This window comes from bacterium (assembly GCA_024742285.1).
Taxonomy (GTDB): Bacteria; Myxococcota_A; UBA9160; order UBA9160; family UBA4427; genus UBA4427.
In genome coordinates, this window is record JANSYR010000004.1 from 19,862 (window position 1) to 35,552 (window position 15,691).

Here is a 15,691-nt window from a genome sequence, read left to right on the forward strand (position 1 = left end):
ACGGAGGCCACGCGAGCCTAACGAATCCCCTTCCCGGGCCCAGCCGAGGACGACGCGGGCGGACGCGACGCAGCCAGTCTCTCTCGGGAAACGCAAGCCAGCGATGGGGAAACGCATTCCGGGTTCATCCCTGCAGGAAGAACCACGCCCAGGGCAGGATCACGGTGTAGAGCGCGATCCCGACCAGGGCCCAGGGAAGCTGGCTCGCCGAGAACGCGTCCGGCTCCTCGACGCCGGTATGCGCGACCGCGATCCGGTTGCCCACGAAGGCCAGCGCGGCCCCCGCCGCCAGCGGCACGGTCCCGACGAAGAGCAGCGGGAGCCACAGCTCGCGCTGGACGAGCGGCGCGATCGCGACGGTCGGGACGAGCAGCAGCGTGCCGGGCACCGTCATGCCGTACTTCAACATCCAGAAGGGCGCGAGCAGGAGCGCCCCCGCGTTGAAGCCCCGCCGCGGATCGGCGAGCGGCGTGCCCGCGACGCGGGCGCGCGCGGCCTCGACCTCGATCCGACGATGGGCGAGCAGTGCCCAGTAGAGGCCGAGCGCTCCGAGGGTGATCGAGTAGGCAGCGATGACGTAGACCAAGACGCGTCTCCGGCGCGAGGATGTGCCGCCGGAGGGTATCACGCGATCGCGGCGCGAAGACGGGGCGCGACGGATCGCTGCGGGGGCGACAGCGGGACGGAGCAGACGGAGCGGCTCTACTCGACGTCCGACTTCGGGTCGAGCCCCGTCGGCGGCGGGGCGGCGACGGTCGCGCTTTCGCGATCGCTGATCAGCTGTGCGAGGCGCTCGACGGCGTCCTCGGCCTGCCCTCGCATCAAGCGGTCACGGATGCCCGCCGGCAGCGACCCGCCGACTTCCGCGCGGCTCACGTAGGTCGCGAACGAGCCGAACGGCGCGCGTGGCCGGAATTCCCAGTAGCCTGCGGTCCGCAGTCGGAGCACGCCTTCTTCGGGCGGCGGGAGATGCTCGTTCTCGTCGACCCAGTCGATCCGGTGGATCCCACTCGACACGTCGTGGGAGGCGACGATCCGGACCGCGAGCTCTCGATCCGAGAACATGAAGGGCAGGTCGACGAAGGTGTGGACGAGGGCCGAGTCCCGGGTCCGTTCGAGCAGGACCCGCCGTTCGCCGCGGGTCGTCGCGTCGTTTTCGGCCATCGACGCCATCAGCGTCCTGGCCGCGATCGCCGGCGGGACCTCGAAGCTCGTCTCGATCCGGAACGCGGGCACCCCGGGCGCGGGATCGGTCTCGACGTAGATGGACCACGGGAGGTCCCCGTCCCGCGTCTCCGACTCCTGCCAACCGGCGAAGGCGTCCCCGGGCGCGTCCGCGGACGCGGTGCCTGGGAGCGCGACGACCGCGAAAGTCGCCACCGCCGCGATCCACACGACGGCCCAGCTCGCTCCGGTCGAACGGTCTTCCCTCTGCATTGGACGACACTCCGGGGGTCCGCCGGTCCCGTGGGCTCCGGCGCAGTGCGTCACGCGAGGGTAGCCTTCCTGGAGCCCTTCTGGACAGGGCGCAAAGGAGACGATTCGTGGCCGAAACGAAGAACGCGGAATGGACGGCAGACTCGATGTATGCGCTCGGGGTGCGGCACGCGACCGCCGAGGCGGAGGGCGATCTCGAGGCGACGATGGCGACCCTCGTCGACGAGCCGGTCTACGAGTTCTGGCCGATGGGCAAGCGGATGATCGGGACCGACGCCGTGCTCCGCTACTACGAACATCTCGTGAGCGACTTCATGCCGTCCCAGATCGGCTACGAGATGATCTCCGAGACGGTGAGCGCCGAGGCCCTCTCCCAGGAGTTCGTGATCGAGCTCCGCGGCGAGGACGGAGCGCCGGAGACCCACCGCGTGCTCGGCGTGCTCTACGCGGCTCAGGACGGATCCGGATTGATGGGCGGCGAGCGGATCTGGGGCTCGGACGAATTCCTTCGCCGGATGATCGGCCCGATCTGGGACGAGCTCGAGACGATCGAGGCCTAACGAAGCGCGCTAGACGGGGGGCTGGAGCGGCTCGGGCTCCGGCGTCTGGACCGCGGCCTGCTTCGGAACGGAGCGGGTCACGAGGCCGTAGATCAGAAGCGGCAGCTCGAGGGTCACACCGAGCAGCGCGAGGAAGAGCACCCCGCCCCGTGCGACGCGGGTCGCCAGGTATTCGTCGGGCAGACCCAGGTAGAAGAACGCGATCGCCAGGCCCGTCGCGGCGAAGCCGCCGAGGGACATCGCCACGAAGGTCCCGAGCGTGTTGCCCTCCGGACCGAAGCTGAAGAGGAAGCCGGAGGCGAGGTTGTCGCCGATCTCGGCCTTCCCGCCCGAGACGATCGCGCCGAGATAGTGGCTCCATTCGTGGGCCAGGTAGGCGCCGACGAAGAGCAGCACGCCCACGATCCATCCGGACAGGTCCGCGACGAAGTCGGTTCCCGCCGAGCGCGCCGCCAACAGCCACCAGGCGACGACGGCCGACGTCACGAGGACGAGATCACGAACGATGAATCGGTGGAGCATGGACATGGCGACTGCCTAGCACGCCCCGGTCGAGGGGGCTCCTCGAAAGGGACGGGCGCCGGACACACGTGTCCGGGTCGCCTCTCCTCGCGACGACGCTCCTCCTGGGAGCCGGAACGATGTAGGGGGTGGGGGCGCGCCAGAAAGGCTCGCATCCCGCAAGGGCACCGCGAGCGGCTCCGAACGAATCGGAGCCCTCGAGGCCTCCGGGCCTGAGCTCAGCCGGGGAGGCGGAGGTGAAGGGTCGCGCCCTTCGTGGTGGCCTCGAGGTTGGACCACTCGGCCAGCAGTCGGCAACGTGTGACCTGAGCGCTCCCGGGCGACCCCATCTTGATCTTGATCTCGCCCTTCGGGCTGCTGTTGAGGCGGTCGATGACCGCGGACCAGTCTCTGACTTTCCGCATGATTGAACCTGAATGTGTGATTGGTGACGGACGCTTCGAACTGACAATAGCTCTTAGCACGTGTTGGGAACGTGCATGGGCGAGCTTAATCACGGAAACCGCGCCGCCTAGCGTTGCGGTTTCGAATTCGGAAAATGTTCGCGGCCATTCGTCACGTTCGCGTCGAACGGAGCCGCGTCGCGTGGCCGAACGGGGTCTTGCGTCGTTCGATCGCGCACCGGCTGTGGCGCTCCTCGAGATGTCCTCTCCTGGCGCGCATCCCCGAAAGCGTGGTCGCCTAACGGCCGTTCGGACCCTTCCAATCCAACTCACCGTCAGCAGACGGTCCGTCACAAACGACGACGGGCCCACCAGAACGGCGGGCCCGTGCGGACGTCGACTCATCGAGGCGATTGAACCAGTCGGTTCGTCGCGTCAGCCGTTCTCCGGCAGGTAGGTCTGGAAGAGCTCACCGATCTCCTGCTCTTCGTGGCGCGGAACCTTGTAGTAGGTCCGGATGGTCAGGTCCCCGTTCTCCTCGAACCGGTACGTCTCGATCGAGAGGCCGATCTGGTCGCGTCCATTCGAGTGGAAATGATTCTCGAGCAGCCAGGCGACCTCGTTGTCGCAGATGAAGAGCGAGCCCGGGACGATCCGGAAGCGGACGTTCGGTTGGAAGAGGTCCCAGGAGTCGAGGCAGGCGTGTTCGAAGCCCACCTTTTCGGGGGTTCCGACCGGATCGAGCATCCGCACGGTCCCCGGCGCGACCTTTTTGTAGTTTTCGATCCAGGCTTCCTTGTCACCGGCGTTCCAGAGCTTCGGGTAGTTCTCGGCCCAGGTCTTCAGCTGGTCGAAGGTCGGCTTCGGCATGTCTGCTCCTCGCACCTCCGTCGGGGACGGATCAAGTGCTGCTTCGGGAAGCGATCAGGATAGTCGCTTGGTCATGAAATAGGTCGGCGGCGCGTCATGGGCGAACCCGAAGCGCTCGTAGAGACGCTGCGCGGCTTCGTTCGACCCGACCACCTCGAGCGTCAGCTTGGCCGCCTCCCGTGCACGGGCGCGCCGTTCGAGCTCGGCCAGGATCGCGGTGCCGACGCCGTGCCCCTGCGCTTCGGGCAGGACCGAGAAGTCGTGGAGGTTCACCGACGGCTGCCCCGCGAAGGTCGAGAAGCTCCAGACGCAGACCGCCGCCCCGACGACGCGCTCCCGCAGACGACCGAAGAGGACGAAAGCCATCGGGTGATCACGCAGTCCGGGCCCGAGGTTGCGTCGCGCTCGCTCGGAGAGCGGCGCGCTCTGTCCACCCGGCCCCCGCGCGTAGGCGTCGAGAATCTCGAAGAGGCGTTCGACCTGGGCCTCGTCCTCGAGATCCGCTTCGACGACGTCGATCGGATCGTCCATCGGGTGCGCCCTCCGCGCAGAGCGGCTCCGGGCTTCATGCGCGGCGCGCCGTCTCGGGCAACCCTACGCTAGAGGACCGGATCGGGGCGCGCATTCACGCGCGACGGATGTGAAGGAACGAGAGCCGCCATGCCGACGATCGACCCTGCCAACGCCGATTTCGTGCTCGACGAGATGCCCGGCGACGCGCTCCACGCGTTGTTGCGCGCCTGTCGCGAAGCGGGGCCGATCGTGCCGACGCGCTTCATGGGGCTCGACGCGCGAGTGATCGCGGGTCACGACGCCTTGCTCGAGGCCTTCCTCGACGAAGCGACCTTCCCGGGACACCGCATGTACCAGGCCTCCTTCGAGCCGGCGATCGGCGCGAGCTTCATCTCCGATCCGGATCCCGTGAGCCATCTGCGAACCCGGAAGCTCGCCACGCCCGCCTTCCGTTCCCGCGCCGTCTCCCGCTTCGCCGAGGAAGGCATCGCCCCCCTCGCCCACGAGCTCCTCGACGCCCTCGCCGACCGCGAGCGATTCGATCTCGTCGCCGAGTTCACCGCCCGCCTTCCCTACCTGGTGATCACCCGCCTCCTCGGTCTGCCTCGCGAACGCGAGGACGAGTTCCACGCCTGGGCCCTCGCCCTCCTCACCTTCCGTGACGATCCGGATCGTGCCCTCGAGGCCAAAGCCGCGCTCTCGGCCTTCCTCGCTCCGGTCGTCGAAGCGAGGCGCGCCGAGCCCCGCGACGACGTGATCAGCGAGCTGGTCGCGAGCGAAGTCGACGGACGCCGCCTGACCGACGAAGAGGTCTTCTCCCACGTCCGCCTCCTCTTCCCGACCGGCGGCGAGACGACACACGGATCCCTCGGCAACCTGCTCTCCACGCTGTTCACGCGCGAAGGCGAATGGGCGCGCCTCGTCGCCGATCCGTCCCGCATCGAACGAACCGTCGCCGAGGGCCTCCGCTACGAGACCCCGATCGCCGTCCTGCCGAGGCTCTCGGCGAGCGCCCCGACGGCGTTCCGCGGCGAGAAGATCGACCCGGACACCTGGGTCCTCTTCGCGATCGCCGGCGCCAACCGCGACCCCGATCTCGTCGAAGCCCCGGACCGCTTCGACCCCGACCGCGCGCAACCGCCGAACCTGGTCTTCGGCCGCGGCCCGAAGAGCTGCCCCGGCCTCCACCTCGCCCGCCGCAACATGGAGGTCGCCCTCGGCGTGCTCACCGAACGCCTCCCCCACCTCACCCTCGAGGACGAATCCGCCGCCCTCCCGCGTCGCACCGTCCTGCGCTGCCCCGACGCCCTCCACGTCCGCCGCCTGGACTAACGAAGAAGCAACGGGACCACCCACGGTCACCGCAGCCCAGCGCTCACGCGCCCCGAACACGATCAACGGAAGTAGTCGAAGCTCGACTCGACGCCGCGAACACGATCAGCGTCAGTAGGAGCTCGACTCGGCGCCCCGAGCCCGATCGGCGTCAGAAGAAGCTCGACGACACGCCCCGAGCCCGATCGCCGTCGCCTGAGGGGCCAGGCGCCACGCGGGCGTTCAAGCCGTGCCCCAGCCGCAAAAAGGTCAAGCGTCGACGTCACCCGAATAGATATCGAAGGCGGCGACCAGCCCGCGCTCGGAGAGGGCCTGGGCGATCCGGGGCGAGAGTTCGAAACCTTCGTTGTACTGGTCGAGGAAGAGGCTGCAGAGGATCGACGCCGAGAAGCGATCGGTCAGGCTCGACCACTCGTCCATGTCGTTCGAGAGCGAGCCGAGCATCACCTCGATGTGCTCCTCGAGCTCGACGCGCTCGGAGAGTGGGCTGTCGAGGATCCACGCGCCGGTCGGCTCGACGGCGTCGCCGCCCTTGCCCTCGATCTTGTCGCCCTTGCGATGCTGGCGCGACGGCGGGCGTCCGAGCAGCGCCGAAACCTCGTCGGGATCCAGGGACTCACCGAAGACGCGCAGAGAGGCACGTACGCGCCCGATCGCTGCCATCGCTCACTCCTCTCCAGATCGTCGGGCGGGTTCGACCCGATCGCTCCCGATCCTATCACAGTGACGCCAACGGCCCTCATGTCGCTTCGACGGCTACTTGAGTACGCAGCCTTCGTAGCAGGCCTTCCCGATCGAGACCGTTCCGGCCTGCGAGAGGCAGTCGAGGATGCATTCGTCCAGCGCGCTCAGATTCTCGCAGCGACTGCCCTGGTAGAGGTCGAAATCGTAGTCGGAGAGTTCGTGCCGGGCGTCCACCACCCGCCCACAGAGCATCATCTTCTGCCCCACCGTGAACTCGTTGAGCTCGTCGGCCCCGCCCCCGGACACGATGTTCGCGAGCTTCGCGCCGATCCAGAACACCAGGAACGCGACCACGAGCGCGAGCAGCAGCGCCGGCAGGAATCGTTTCTTCACCTAACACCCCTCCACTTCGAACGTCTGGGAGAGCAGGACTTCACGCGTTTCTACGACGCGGATCACGAACTCGTAACGCCCGCTCTTCAGCTCCTCGGGATGCTCGAGGTGCCAGAGGGCGCGACCGGAGAGAACCGACTCGCCCCAGTCGAGCTCGGGGTTCGGGGCCCGCGCGGCCGACTCGGTCCCCCAGAGTCGTTCCGAGGGAATCGCGAGCTCGGGATGGATCCATCTGAACTCGACCGGAAGCACCCCGCCGAATCGCGCCCCCTCCGCCTCGATCCGGTAATCGACGCCGAAGAGCGCGCCGGGCGCGCAGGCGATCCGGGTCGTCTCCTCGACGAACGCGTAGCGACCGGACTCGAGCGAGAAACGACCGGCGAGCTCCACCGACGCCGCGAGCGACTCGGGCGCGATCTGACCGCCGCACCCCGCGAAGACGAGCACGGCAACCGAGAAGAGCGCCCATTCGACGCCTCGCCCTCTCACAGTGCTCGTTCGAACCACGTCACGTCCCAGTACCGCCCGAACTTGAAGCCGACCTCACTGAACGTCGCGATCCGTTTGAAACCGCACCGCTGGTGCAGTGCCAGCGAAGCGTCGTTCGGAATTGCGACGCCGCCGTAGGCCCGATGGGCCTGCGGCTCCTCCACCAGCGCGTCGAGCAGGTGGAGATAGAGCGTCGTTCCCGCCCCCGTCCCGACCCGATCGTGATCGAGATAGATGGAGGTCTCGACGCTCCGCGCGTAGGCCGGCTTCGAACGGAACACACCGCTCGAGGCATATCCGAGGAGATCGTCCCCGTCCGCAGCGACGAGAAGGCGGTGGGGTCCCGACGTCGAGAAGCCCTCGAACCAGCCCATGCGCGCCTCGAGGGTCACCGGTGCGAGGTCGAAGGTCACGTGGGTGTGTTCGACGTAGTGGTTGTAGATCTCGAGGAGCCGCGGAACGTCCTCGGCGATGGCGGGACGGATCTTCATCAGAAGCGCTCGCCCCCGCGCTCCCTCCCCGGATCGGGGAAGTCGCGGTAGAGGGCGAACTCGACCCGGGCCGCGTGGCGGTTCACCGCGTGGTGCAGCGATTCGATCGGCCCTTCCCGGCGCGAGACCTCGCCGAAAGCGCGATCGAGCTGGGCCAGGTCCTCGACCTCGATCTCGACGTGGAACTCGCCGAGCGTGCGCGGACCGAGACCGAGCTTCCGCCGCGTGAGTCGGTGGCCCGCGATCCGGCCGTCTTCGCGGAGACGGCCCAGGTAGGCGTGAACGGCGTCGGAGAACTCGACGTCCGAAGTGCCCGGCTCGAGGTCGCACCAGATGTGATAGACGTCCATCGATGGTCCGCCCCGCCGGCTAGATGGGCAGATCCTCGCGCGTGAACAACGCTTCGAGGGTCACGTCGCGCTCGGCGAAGGCCTCCGCGGCGCCTTCGCCGCGATCGACCAGGCAGATCACCCGCGCGACCTTGCCGCCGGCCTCCTCGACGATGTCGAGGGCTTCGAGGGTAGAGCCACCGGTCGTCGTCGTGTCCTCGAGGAGCGCGACGTTCTGACCCGCCGCGAAGCCGCCTTCGAGCTGGCGCCCGAGGCCGTGCTTCTTCTTCTCCTTCCGCACGAAGAAGCCGAGGAGACCGTCCGTCGCCGGATCGTTCGCCGCCGCCGCGAGGACCGCGGACACGAAGGGCACCGCGCCGACCGCCATCCCGCCGACGGCGTCCACCGGCGGTCCGCTCTGCAGCATGTCGAGGACCAGCTTGCCCGCGAGTCCCACGCCCTTCGGCCGCATCAGGGTCTGACGCAGGTCGAGGTAGAAGTTGCTCTTCTTGCCACTCGCGAGGGTGACCTCCCGTCGCTCGAACGAGACGTCGAGGATCAGGTTGAGGAGGGCCTGGCGATCGGCGGGCGTCACTTGGGGCATGTCTTGGGGGCGTCCTGTGATGAGGGTCTATCGATCGGGCGAGATCCTAGAGCTTGCGGATCCCGAGCGCGTACTCGGCCACCATCTTGGTGTGGAGGTCGGACGTGCCCTCACCGAACTCGAGCGCCTTGGCTTCCATCAGCAGGCGTCCGATCTCGTATTCCGCGGTGACGGAGTAGCCGCCGAAGACGGCCATGCCGTCGAGCGCGTTCTGGGTCGCGGCGACGCTGGCCTTCCACTTGGCGAGCGACGACTCGAGTGAGCAGCGCTCGACCCCCGCGTCCTTCATCCGTCCGAGCCGGTAGACGAGCTGCCGGGCCTGCTCGGTTCGCGCGACCATCTCTGCGAGCTTCGCCTGCACGAGCTGGAACTCGCCGATCGGCTGACCGAAGGCCTCGCGGTCCATCGCGTAGGGCGCCGTCAGGTCGATCGCGCGCTGGGACTGGCCGACGCAGCGAGCAGCGACCGAGAAACGACCCATGTCGAGGGCACCGCCCAGGATCGGGAAGCCGCCGCCGGGCTTGCCGAGCACCGCCTCGTCCGGCACGAAGACGTCCTCGAAGTGGACCTCGGCCAGATTGTCGCGCTTGAGCGTCCGCATCGGGAACTTGCCGATGGTGAGGCCCTTCATCTCGCGGGGGTCTGCGACGAACGCGGTCACGCCCTTGTGCTTCTTCGTCCGATCGATCGAGGCGACGATGAAGAAGAGACCCGCATGGTCGGCGTGGGAGATGAAGACCTTCGTGCCGTTCAGCAGATAGCCGCCGTCGACCGGCTTCGCGGTCGTCTCCATGTTCGCGAGGTCGGTGCCGCCGCGGGGCTCGGTCAGGCAGGCGGAGCAGATGATCTCGCCGCTGGCGATGCCCGGCAGGAATTTCTGCTTCTGCTCGTCGGAGCCGTGGGCGAGGATCGAGCCGGCGCAGAGCGAATTCGCGACGGACACGACGCTCGCGATCACCCAGTCGACCCGGGCGAGCTCTTCCATGATCACGCCGTAGGTCAGGACGTCGGTGTAGGACCCGCCGTACTCCTCCGGAATCATCGGACCCATCAGTCCGAGTTCCGGCAGCTTGTCGACGAGCTCGGTCGGGTAGCGCTCTTCGTTCTCGTATCGCTCGACGTGCGGAAGGATCTCGGCTTCGGCGAAGTCCCGGACGGTCTTGCGGACGAGACGCTGCTCCTCCGTCAGGTCGAAGTCCATCATGCGCTCGAGGGCAGCGTTCATCGTCTCGGGTTCCTTGGTCGTCGGGCGCGGCGGGCGGGCGATACGGGGAGCGCCGGCCGGGGCCACCCGCGAATCGCCGGCGCGGCCGATTCCGCCTCGGGCGGCACCGTGGGAGCCGGGGGGCGCGCGGACCGGCCCGGGGCAGCGCGGCGCGGGGCCGCTCCGTTGCGATACTAGCCGCTCCCGGGTGGGACGCCTGAAAACGTCCGGTTTCCGGGCGATTGGAGCGGTTTATCCCCGTGGGGCATCGGAAAACCGATGGAAATTCCGGGGCGCCTCGCCTAGATTTCCGGCCCTCCGGACGCCGACCCCCCGCGACCGGCACCCGAATCCACCCCGCACGCCCGAGCCTCCCGCGGCAGACCCTGCCGGCGGCCTCGCTCGACCCGCGGAGAAAGACGATCCCCGATGAGCGCAAGCAAGAAGTCCCGCGGCCACATCAAGCGAAACAAGAGTGCCCGCTACCGCGCGAAGCTCAAGGCCAAGCACCGCCGCGCACGCAAGCGCCAGACCGGCGGTGAGCGGAAGTATTATCGATAGGCTTCGCCTATCGATGTGCACGGCGCTGCGCGCCGCGCACGGGTGACTCTTTTTGGCGGGCGCTGCGCGCCCTTGGGCTAGGGGCGGCGTTGCTCGCGCGAGGCGACGTGCCGGCGCTTTGAGGGGCGCCGTTCGTTGCGGGCCCGCCGCCGCACGCCGGTCCCGCAAGAGACCGTGGCGACGGTTCGTTGGCGACCCGCTCTTCGTCGACTCGTTGCGTCGTCAGGCGGCGCGGGCGGAGCTGGGGAGGCGGGCGACGACGCTTCTTGCGAGGGCGCCGACGCCGCTGATGGGCTGGTCCTGCTTGCGGCTCTCGAAGACGACGAAGACGCTCGGGACGAAGTAGAGCGCCAGGATCGAGGCGCCGATCACGCCGCCGGCGATCGCGGTCGCCATCGGGGGCCAGAAGCGGCCGCCGAAGATGATCAGCGGCAGGAAGCCGCCGATCGTCGTCATCGTCGTCGCCAGGATGTGGCGCGTCGCGTCCAACACGACCTCCGCCGTCGCTTCCGGATCCGCGTTCACCGATCGTGCGTCCGATCGGAGGTGGTTCAGCACGACGATCGCGTCGTTGATCGCGAGCCCCACGAGCCCCATCGTGCCGACGATCGCGACGAAGCCCATCGGGTGGCCGAAGATCCAGATCGCGAGCATCGCGAGTCCGACGCTCAGGAACGCGACGGCGAAGATGATCGAGGCCATGCGGAACGAGTTGAACGTCAAGACGATCGTCGCCGCCATCAACACGAAGAGCGGGAGCGCGAACGCGGCGAGCTCCTGGGTCGACTCGGCACGCTGCTCGAAGTCGCCACCGAGCTCGAGTCGCACGCCGGGCGGGAGATCGATCGAGGCGGCGTCCATCCGCGTCGAGAAGTCGTCGAGGGACGTCTGGATCAGCTGATAGGGCACGAGGAACGCCTGGACGGTGTTCACGCGTTCGCCGTTGCGGCGGGTGATCGCCGCGAGCTCGGGCGTGAGCTCGAGTCCGCCGACGACGCTGAGCGGAATCCCTGCCAGCGCATCCGCGGACCCGACGTCGGCGTTCCCGCGCAGGAAGCGCGTCGCCTGGATCCGATCGATCGCCGCGCGATCCCGGTCCTCGACGCGGACGCGGATCGGAATCTCCTGCGTGCCGTCGAGGATCCGGCCGGCGCGCACGCCGGTCAGCGCCGCGTTCAGCTGATCCGCGATCTCGCCGAGGGGGAGACCCGCGAGCCGCGCCCGGTCCTCGCTCGCGTTCACGACCAGCTTCGGGCGGCCGCCGAGCAGCTTCGCCCGCGTATAGGTCACGCCCTCGGTCTCGGCGAGGACGGCGCGGATCCGCTCCCCGCCGTCGCGCAACGCGTCGAGATCGGGTCCGACGAGTCGCACCTCGATCGGCGCATCGAAGGGCGGCCCCTGCTCGAAGGGCAACGCCAATACCAGCGCCTCCGGCACCGCGCGCCGGAGCTCTGCCTGGAGCTCGGGCAGGATCCGCTCCGTCTCCGCCGGCGACGCCGTCTGGACGAACCCGCCGCCGTAGCTCGCGATGTCGTAGTTGCCGAACATGTTGTAGAAGACGCGCGCGGGCGACTCGCCCGTGAACCAGTGCGACTCGACGACGCCTTCCTTCGCGTCGACGATCGCGCGCACGCGATCCACGACCTGCCGGGTCGCGTCGATCGAATAGTGGGCAGGCAGGTCGACCAGGACCTGGAACTGATCGCGATCGTTGGCCGGGAAGAACTGGAGCGGGAGCGAGCCCGCGACGGCGAAGCCCAGGATCGGAAGCGCCGTGCCGACCGCGACGCCCAGGGCCGGGCGGCGCAGGACGGCGACGATGCTCTGGCGGTAGCGCTCGCGAAGGACCGGGTTCGAGTAGCCGTGCCCCGAGCCTTCCGGTGCCTCGGGGTCGTGGGCGATGAAGAAGCCGGCGAACGCGATGATCACGGTCATCGACAGGGCGAAGCTCGACAGGACCGCGAGGCTCACACCGACACCGATCGTGCCCACGAACTCGCCGCTCGCGCCCGGCTGGAGCGCGATCGGCATGAACGCGAGGGTCGTCGTGAGCGACGACGCGCCGAGGGGCACGACCATCGCGCGAACGACCTGCCCGACCGCGTCGGCGCGGGCCACGCCGCGTCGCAGCTTCAGCGTGTACTCGTCGACCACCACGATCGCGTTGTCGATCAGCAGACCCAACGCGATGATCAATCCGGTCACCGAGATCTGGTGGAGCGGAATCTCGAGCCACTTCATCTCCATCAGCACGAGGAGCAGCGTGAGGGGCAGGATCGACGCCACCACGAGCGCGGACCGGAAGCCCATCATGAAGAAGAGCACCGCGACGACGATCGCGGCGCCGAGCGCCAGGTTCGTCACGAGATCGGAGAGGCGCGCTTCGGTATAGCCGCTCTGGTCGAAGAGGATCCGGTAGCCGACGCCGGCCGGGACCTCCTCGCCGTAGCGCTCGATCACGCCGCGGGCGCGCGCGGCCCAGAGGTCGACGCGACCGCTCCGCGCCAGCATCGTCGCCGAAACGGCGACGCCCCGGCGCCCGTCGAGGATCGCCATCGTCGCCGGCGGGTCGACCTGGGTCTTCGAGACCGTCCCGAGGTCGCCGATCCGGAGCATGCGCCCATCGGACGTGCTCCGCAGCGGAATCGCGCGAACCCGGTCGACGTCGGTCAGCTGACCCGCCACCTCGAAGGGGATCGTGCTCGCTTCCGCCTCGAGGCGCCCCGCCGGTCGGCGCGTGTCCGCCTGCCCGATCGCCGCCGCCACGTCGTTCGCGTCGACGCCGATCTCGGCGAGCACCAAAGGATCGAGCGCGACCCGCAGCTCTTCTTCGGCTTCGCCGTAGAGCTCCGTCTCCTTCGTGCCGGGCAGGACGCGCAGGCGACTCTCGAGCTCTTCCGCGAGACGGGTGAGGAGCGCGAGCGGCGCCTCCCCCTCGCCGTCCCAGGTGAGGCCGACGAGGAGCGTGACCGCCGTCGACGTCCGGTCCGCGAACTCCGGGGGACTCACCTGTTCGGGCAGCTCTGGCAGGACGTCCGCGAGTTTGTCGCGCACCCGGGACCAGATCTCGTCGACGTCACTCTCGTCGTACTGCTCTTCGAGCTCGAGCCGGACGGACGAGAGGCCCGTCCGCGAGATCGACTCGATCGTCTCGATCTCGTGAATCTCCTGGAGACGGCGCTCGATCTTCTCGGTCACGAGGGATTCGACGCGATCCGCGGTCGCGCCGGCATAGAAGGTCGTCACGTCCGCATAGCGTCGCGAGAGGGCCGGGTCCTCCTGGCGCCGAAGCGTCTGGAGCGAGCCGAGCCCGCCGACGACGATCAGCCCGAGGAACAGGACGAGCAGGCGGCGGTGTCGGTAGAAGAGATCGCTCACGGGTCCCCCCTCAACCCGCTTCGCCGACCGGCGTCACGGCGAGCCCGGGAATCAGGCGATGCATTCCGTCTGCGACGATCCGATCGTTCGTCTCGAGGGTGCCGCGAACGAAGGCGGCATCGCCTTCCGCGTGGACGATCTCGACGACGCGGCGCTCGGTCCGAGACACACCCTGGGCGTCCTCACGCACGGCGAAGAGCGTCCAGGTTCCCCGACGCCCTTCGGCCAGGGCCGCCATCGGCACCCAGGCGCCGCGACTCGGAACGGAGCGCGTGACCCGGACCCAGACGAGCGTCCCGTCCGCGACCCGGAGCGGATCGTCGGTCTCGGCATCGATCTCGAAGAGCGCCGCCCGCGTCCGCGTCTCGCGGTCGAGCTCGGGCAGCACGTGGCGCAGGGTCGCGCGGAGCGTGCCCGCCGATCCTTCGACTTCGTAGGTGCGCCCCGGCTCGAGGGACGCAGCCACCTCTGGCGGGACGCCGAGGCGGACTTCGCGCGCGCCGTCTTCGATGAGCGACAGGACCGGCGTCCCCGGCGTCGCGACGTTGCCCTCGTCCTGCTGGCGTCGCACGACCACCGCCGGGTACGGCGCCTCGATCCGGGAGAGGCTGAGGGCGACCGCCGTGCGCTCGAGAGCGGCGCGATCCGCCGCGAGCTGTGCTTCGAGGCTCGCCTCTTCGGTCAGCGCCTCGTCGAGGGACTGGGCCGAGAGCGTGCCGGACGCGGCGAGGCGACGCTGACGCTTCGCGGTGACCCGGGCGAGCTCGAGGCGGGCCTCGGTCGCCTTCATCCGCGCCCGCTGCTCCCGACGCTCCGCCTCGAGCGCGCGGGTGTCGAGCTTGGCGAGAAGCGCGCCGGCCTCCACCCGGTCTCCCTCGTCCACGAGGATCTCGGCGAGGCGCCCGCCGCGCTCGAAGCCGACCTCGCTCCGACGCCGACTCGTGACGCGACCGGCGATCCGATCGCGCACCTCGAAGGCGTCGAGCACGACGACGTCGGTGAGACGAACGGGAATCGCCTCCGTCGCCACCGCCGGCGGCGGCGGGGCCTCCCCGTTCGCGAAGGCCGCCCAGGCGCCGGCGATGAGGAGCGCGACGAGGACGAGTCGTGATCCCGTTCGGCGCAGCAGGCCGGACGGGTTCGACGCGTCAGTCGTCGTCTGCTCGGGGTTGGACATGGTGGACTCCCGGATCGCTCGAATTCGGGGGCGCACCGATTCCGCGTAAGAAGGTGTCGACGGCGGGCCCGATCAACTGATCGAGGTCGCGGCCGAGCAGGAATTTGTTGCTGAGTTCGAGGGTGACCAGGCCGTGCAACATCACCCAGGCGAGATGAGCCAGATCGATCGGGTCCCCGAACGCACGTCCGGAGTCGACCAGCTCTTCCATCACGGACACCAGCGGTGTCCAGCCGCGCAACACTTCGCCCCGCGTCTCGGGATTGCGGAGCGTCTCTCCGAGATCCGTACTCGACGAGAGCGAGAACATGATCCGGTAGGCGTGCGGTTCGTCGCGGGCGAAGGCGACGTAGGTCTTCGCGAACGCGTGCAGGCGATCCTCGGGATCGCGATGCTCGAGGGCGGCTTTCTCGGTCCGCACGCCCTGGCGGACGAAGGCTTCCGTCCGGACGGCGGCGAGGATCGCCTCCTTGTTCTCGAAGTACCGGTACGGAGTCATCGGACTGCAGCCCAGCTCGCCCGCCAGGGCCCGCATCGTCACTCCGTCGAAGCCGTTCTCCGCGAAGAGCCGCTCCGCCACGCGACACAGGTCGGCGCGGAACGCTTCGATCTCTTGCTCGGACAGGGCTCGCGGCATGCGCGTAACTTACATCGTAAATTTACGCTGCATAGGACGACTCGTGTTCCAAAGGCGGAACAGACGATTTCCTGAGCCAGGACAGCGACTTACAAATGTTCGACCGGCGTACGTTCGACGGGTCACG

19 protein-coding genes are annotated in these 15,691 nt (G+C 68.7%); 3 read left to right on the plus strand and 16 right to left on the minus strand.

Translation table 11 applies throughout. From position 1 onward, the window contains the following. Positions 1 to 124 precede the first annotated feature (124 nt). Positions 125 to 586, minus strand: coding sequence for a hypothetical protein (locus NXI30_08915; protein ID MCR9094325.1), 462 nt, complete (start codon positions 584 to 586; stop codon positions 125 to 127). Positions 587 to 702: 116 nt separating this feature from the next. Next, positions 703 to 1,437, minus strand: coding sequence for a hypothetical protein (locus NXI30_08920; protein ID MCR9094326.1), 735 nt, complete (start codon positions 1,435 to 1,437; stop codon positions 703 to 705). Positions 1,438 to 1,544: 107 nt separating this feature from the next. Between NXI30_08920 and NXI30_08925 the strand changes: the two genes are divergently transcribed. Further along, a complete protein-coding gene (locus tag NXI30_08925; protein ID MCR9094327.1) occupies positions 1,545 to 1,997 on the plus strand; it encodes a hypothetical protein in 453 nt (150 codons plus the stop codon). A 9-nt stretch (positions 1,998 to 2,006) separates the two neighbouring features. Here the strand turns inward: NXI30_08925 and NXI30_08930 are convergent, their stop codons facing one another. From NXI30_08930 to NXI30_08945, 4 genes are all read right to left on the minus strand, one after another. Next, entirely contained in the window at positions 2,007 to 2,525 is a 519-nt protein-coding gene (locus NXI30_08930) for a hypothetical protein (protein MCR9094328.1), read from the minus strand. Between the two features lie 212 nt (positions 2,526 to 2,737). Next, positions 2,738 to 2,923 carry a hypothetical protein gene (locus NXI30_08935; GenBank protein MCR9094329.1) on the minus strand — a complete coding sequence of 62 codons (186 nt, stop codon included), beginning with the start codon at positions 2,921 to 2,923 and terminating at the stop codon, positions 2,738 to 2,740. Between the two features lie 414 nt (positions 2,924 to 3,337). Then, a complete protein-coding gene (locus NXI30_08940) occupies positions 3,338 to 3,772 on the minus strand; it encodes a hypothetical protein (protein ID MCR9094330.1) in 435 nt (144 codons plus the stop codon). Positions 3,773 to 3,826: 54 nt separating this feature from the next. Then, positions 3,827 to 4,303 carry a GNAT family N-acetyltransferase gene (locus tag NXI30_08945; GenBank protein ID MCR9094331.1) on the minus strand — a complete coding sequence of 159 codons (477 nt, stop codon included), beginning with the start codon at positions 4,301 to 4,303 and terminating at the stop codon, positions 3,827 to 3,829. Between the two features lie 129 nt (positions 4,304 to 4,432). On the opposite strand from NXI30_08945, the gene NXI30_08950 reads away from it, so the two are divergent. Then, positions 4,433 to 5,617, plus strand: a complete 1,185-nt coding sequence (locus NXI30_08950; protein MCR9094332.1) for a cytochrome P450 — start codon at positions 4,433 to 4,435, stop codon at positions 5,615 to 5,617. 249 nt (positions 5,618 to 5,866) lie between these two features. Here the strand turns inward: NXI30_08950 and NXI30_08955 are convergent, their stop codons facing one another. The 7 genes from NXI30_08955 to NXI30_08985 form a co-directional block, all read right to left on the minus strand. Continuing rightward, the gene (locus NXI30_08955) at positions 5,867 to 6,280 is read right to left on the minus strand and encodes a DUF4279 domain-containing protein (GenBank protein ID MCR9094333.1); all 414 of its coding nucleotides are present in this window, start codon (positions 6,278 to 6,280) and stop codon (positions 5,867 to 5,869) included. 93 nt (positions 6,281 to 6,373) lie between these two features. Continuing rightward, positions 6,374 to 6,694 carry a hypothetical protein gene (locus NXI30_08960; GenBank protein MCR9094334.1) on the minus strand — a complete coding sequence of 107 codons (321 nt, stop codon included), beginning with the start codon at positions 6,692 to 6,694 and terminating at the stop codon, positions 6,374 to 6,376. Next, entirely contained in the window at positions 6,695 to 7,141 is a 447-nt protein-coding gene (locus NXI30_08965; protein MCR9094335.1) for a hypothetical protein, read from the minus strand. 38 nt (positions 7,142 to 7,179) lie between these two features. Next, on the minus strand, positions 7,180 to 7,674 hold the full coding sequence (locus tag NXI30_08970) for a GNAT family N-acetyltransferase (protein ID MCR9094336.1): 495 nt from the start codon (positions 7,672 to 7,674) through the stop codon (positions 7,180 to 7,182). Further along, positions 7,674 to 8,024, minus strand: a complete 351-nt coding sequence (locus NXI30_08975) for a hypothetical protein (protein ID MCR9094337.1) — start codon at positions 8,022 to 8,024, stop codon at positions 7,674 to 7,676. The genes NXI30_08970 and NXI30_08975 overlap by 1 nt, the downstream gene beginning before the upstream one ends. Before the next feature lie 19 nt (positions 8,025 to 8,043). After that, positions 8,044 to 8,607, minus strand: a complete 564-nt coding sequence (pyrE, locus tag NXI30_08980) for an orotate phosphoribosyltransferase (protein ID MCR9094338.1) — start codon at positions 8,605 to 8,607, stop codon at positions 8,044 to 8,046. 46 nt (positions 8,608 to 8,653) lie between these two features. Next, on the minus strand, positions 8,654 to 9,832 hold the full coding sequence (locus tag NXI30_08985; protein MCR9094339.1) for an acyl-CoA dehydrogenase family protein: 1,179 nt from the start codon (positions 9,830 to 9,832) through the stop codon (positions 8,654 to 8,656). A gap of 408 nt (positions 9,833 to 10,240) precedes the next feature. Between NXI30_08985 and NXI30_08990 the strand changes: the two genes are divergently transcribed. Then, entirely contained in the window at positions 10,241 to 10,372 is a 132-nt protein-coding gene (locus NXI30_08990) for a hypothetical protein (GenBank protein ID MCR9094340.1), read from the plus strand. Between the two features lie 222 nt (positions 10,373 to 10,594). On the opposite strand, the gene NXI30_08995 is transcribed toward NXI30_08990, so the two are convergent. Genes NXI30_08995 through NXI30_09005 form a run of 3 tightly spaced genes read right to left on the minus strand, consistent with a single transcriptional unit; the run spans position 10,595 to position 15,564 of the window. After that, positions 10,595 to 13,750: an efflux RND transporter permease subunit gene (locus tag NXI30_08995; GenBank protein ID MCR9094341.1), complete on the minus strand. Its 3,156-nt coding sequence runs from the start codon at positions 13,748 to 13,750 to the stop codon at positions 10,595 to 10,597. A 10-nt stretch (positions 13,751 to 13,760) separates the two neighbouring features. After that, entirely contained in the window at positions 13,761 to 14,927 is a 1,167-nt protein-coding gene (locus tag NXI30_09000; protein ID MCR9094342.1) for an efflux RND transporter periplasmic adaptor subunit, read from the minus strand. Continuing rightward, complete coding sequence (locus NXI30_09005; protein ID MCR9094343.1) at positions 14,899 to 15,564, minus strand: TetR/AcrR family transcriptional regulator; 666 nt, start codon at positions 15,562 to 15,564, stop codon at positions 14,899 to 14,901. The genes NXI30_09000 and NXI30_09005 overlap by 29 nt, the downstream gene beginning before the upstream one ends. Positions 15,565 to 15,691: the final 127 nt, after the last annotated feature.

What these genes read in the sequence shown, in the direction of transcription:
- NXI30_08920 (MCR9094326.1), bottom strand. Translation starts at nt 1,437, where the DNA reads ATGCAGAGGGAAGACCGTTCGACCGGAGCGAGCTGGGCCGTCGTGTGG.
- NXI30_08930 (MCR9094328.1), bottom strand. Translation starts at nt 2,525, where the DNA reads ATGTCCATGCTCCACCGATTCATCGTTCGTGATCTCGTCCTCGTGACG.
- NXI30_08935 (MCR9094329.1), bottom strand. Translation starts at nt 2,923, where the DNA reads ATGCGGAAAGTCAGAGACTGGTCCGCGGTCATCGACCGCCTCAACAGC.
- NXI30_08940 (MCR9094330.1), bottom strand. Translation starts at nt 3,772, where the DNA reads ATGCCGAAGCCGACCTTCGACCAGCTGAAGACCTGGGCCGAGAACTAC.
- NXI30_08945 (MCR9094331.1), bottom strand. Translation starts at nt 4,303, where the DNA reads ATGGACGATCCGATCGACGTCGTCGAAGCGGATCTCGAGGACGAGGCC.
- NXI30_08950 (MCR9094332.1), top strand. Translation starts at nt 4,433, where the DNA reads ATGCCGACGATCGACCCTGCCAACGCCGATTTCGTGCTCGACGAGATG.
- NXI30_08955 (MCR9094333.1), bottom strand. Translation starts at nt 6,280, where the DNA reads ATGGCAGCGATCGGGCGCGTACGTGCCTCTCTGCGCGTCTTCGGTGAG.
- NXI30_08970 (MCR9094336.1), bottom strand. Translation starts at nt 7,674, where the DNA reads ATGAAGATCCGTCCCGCCATCGCCGAGGACGTTCCGCGGCTCCTCGAG.
- NXI30_08975 (MCR9094337.1), bottom strand. Translation starts at nt 8,024, where the DNA reads ATGGACGTCTATCACATCTGGTGCGACCTCGAGCCGGGCACTTCGGAC.
- pyrE (MCR9094338.1), bottom strand. Translation starts at nt 8,607, where the DNA reads ATGCCCCAAGTGACGCCCGCCGATCGCCAGGCCCTCCTCAACCTGATC.
- NXI30_08985 (MCR9094339.1), bottom strand. Translation starts at nt 9,832, where the DNA reads ATGAACGCTGCCCTCGAGCGCATGATGGACTTCGACCTGACGGAGGAG.
- NXI30_08990 (MCR9094340.1), top strand. Translation starts at nt 10,241, where the DNA reads ATGAGCGCAAGCAAGAAGTCCCGCGGCCACATCAAGCGAAACAAGAGT.
- NXI30_09000 (MCR9094342.1), bottom strand. Translation starts at nt 14,927, where the DNA reads ATGTCCAACCCCGAGCAGACGACGACTGACGCGTCGAACCCGTCCGGC.
- NXI30_09005 (MCR9094343.1), bottom strand. Translation starts at nt 15,564, where the DNA reads ATGCCGCGAGCCCTGTCCGAGCAAGAGATCGAAGCGTTCCGCGCCGAC.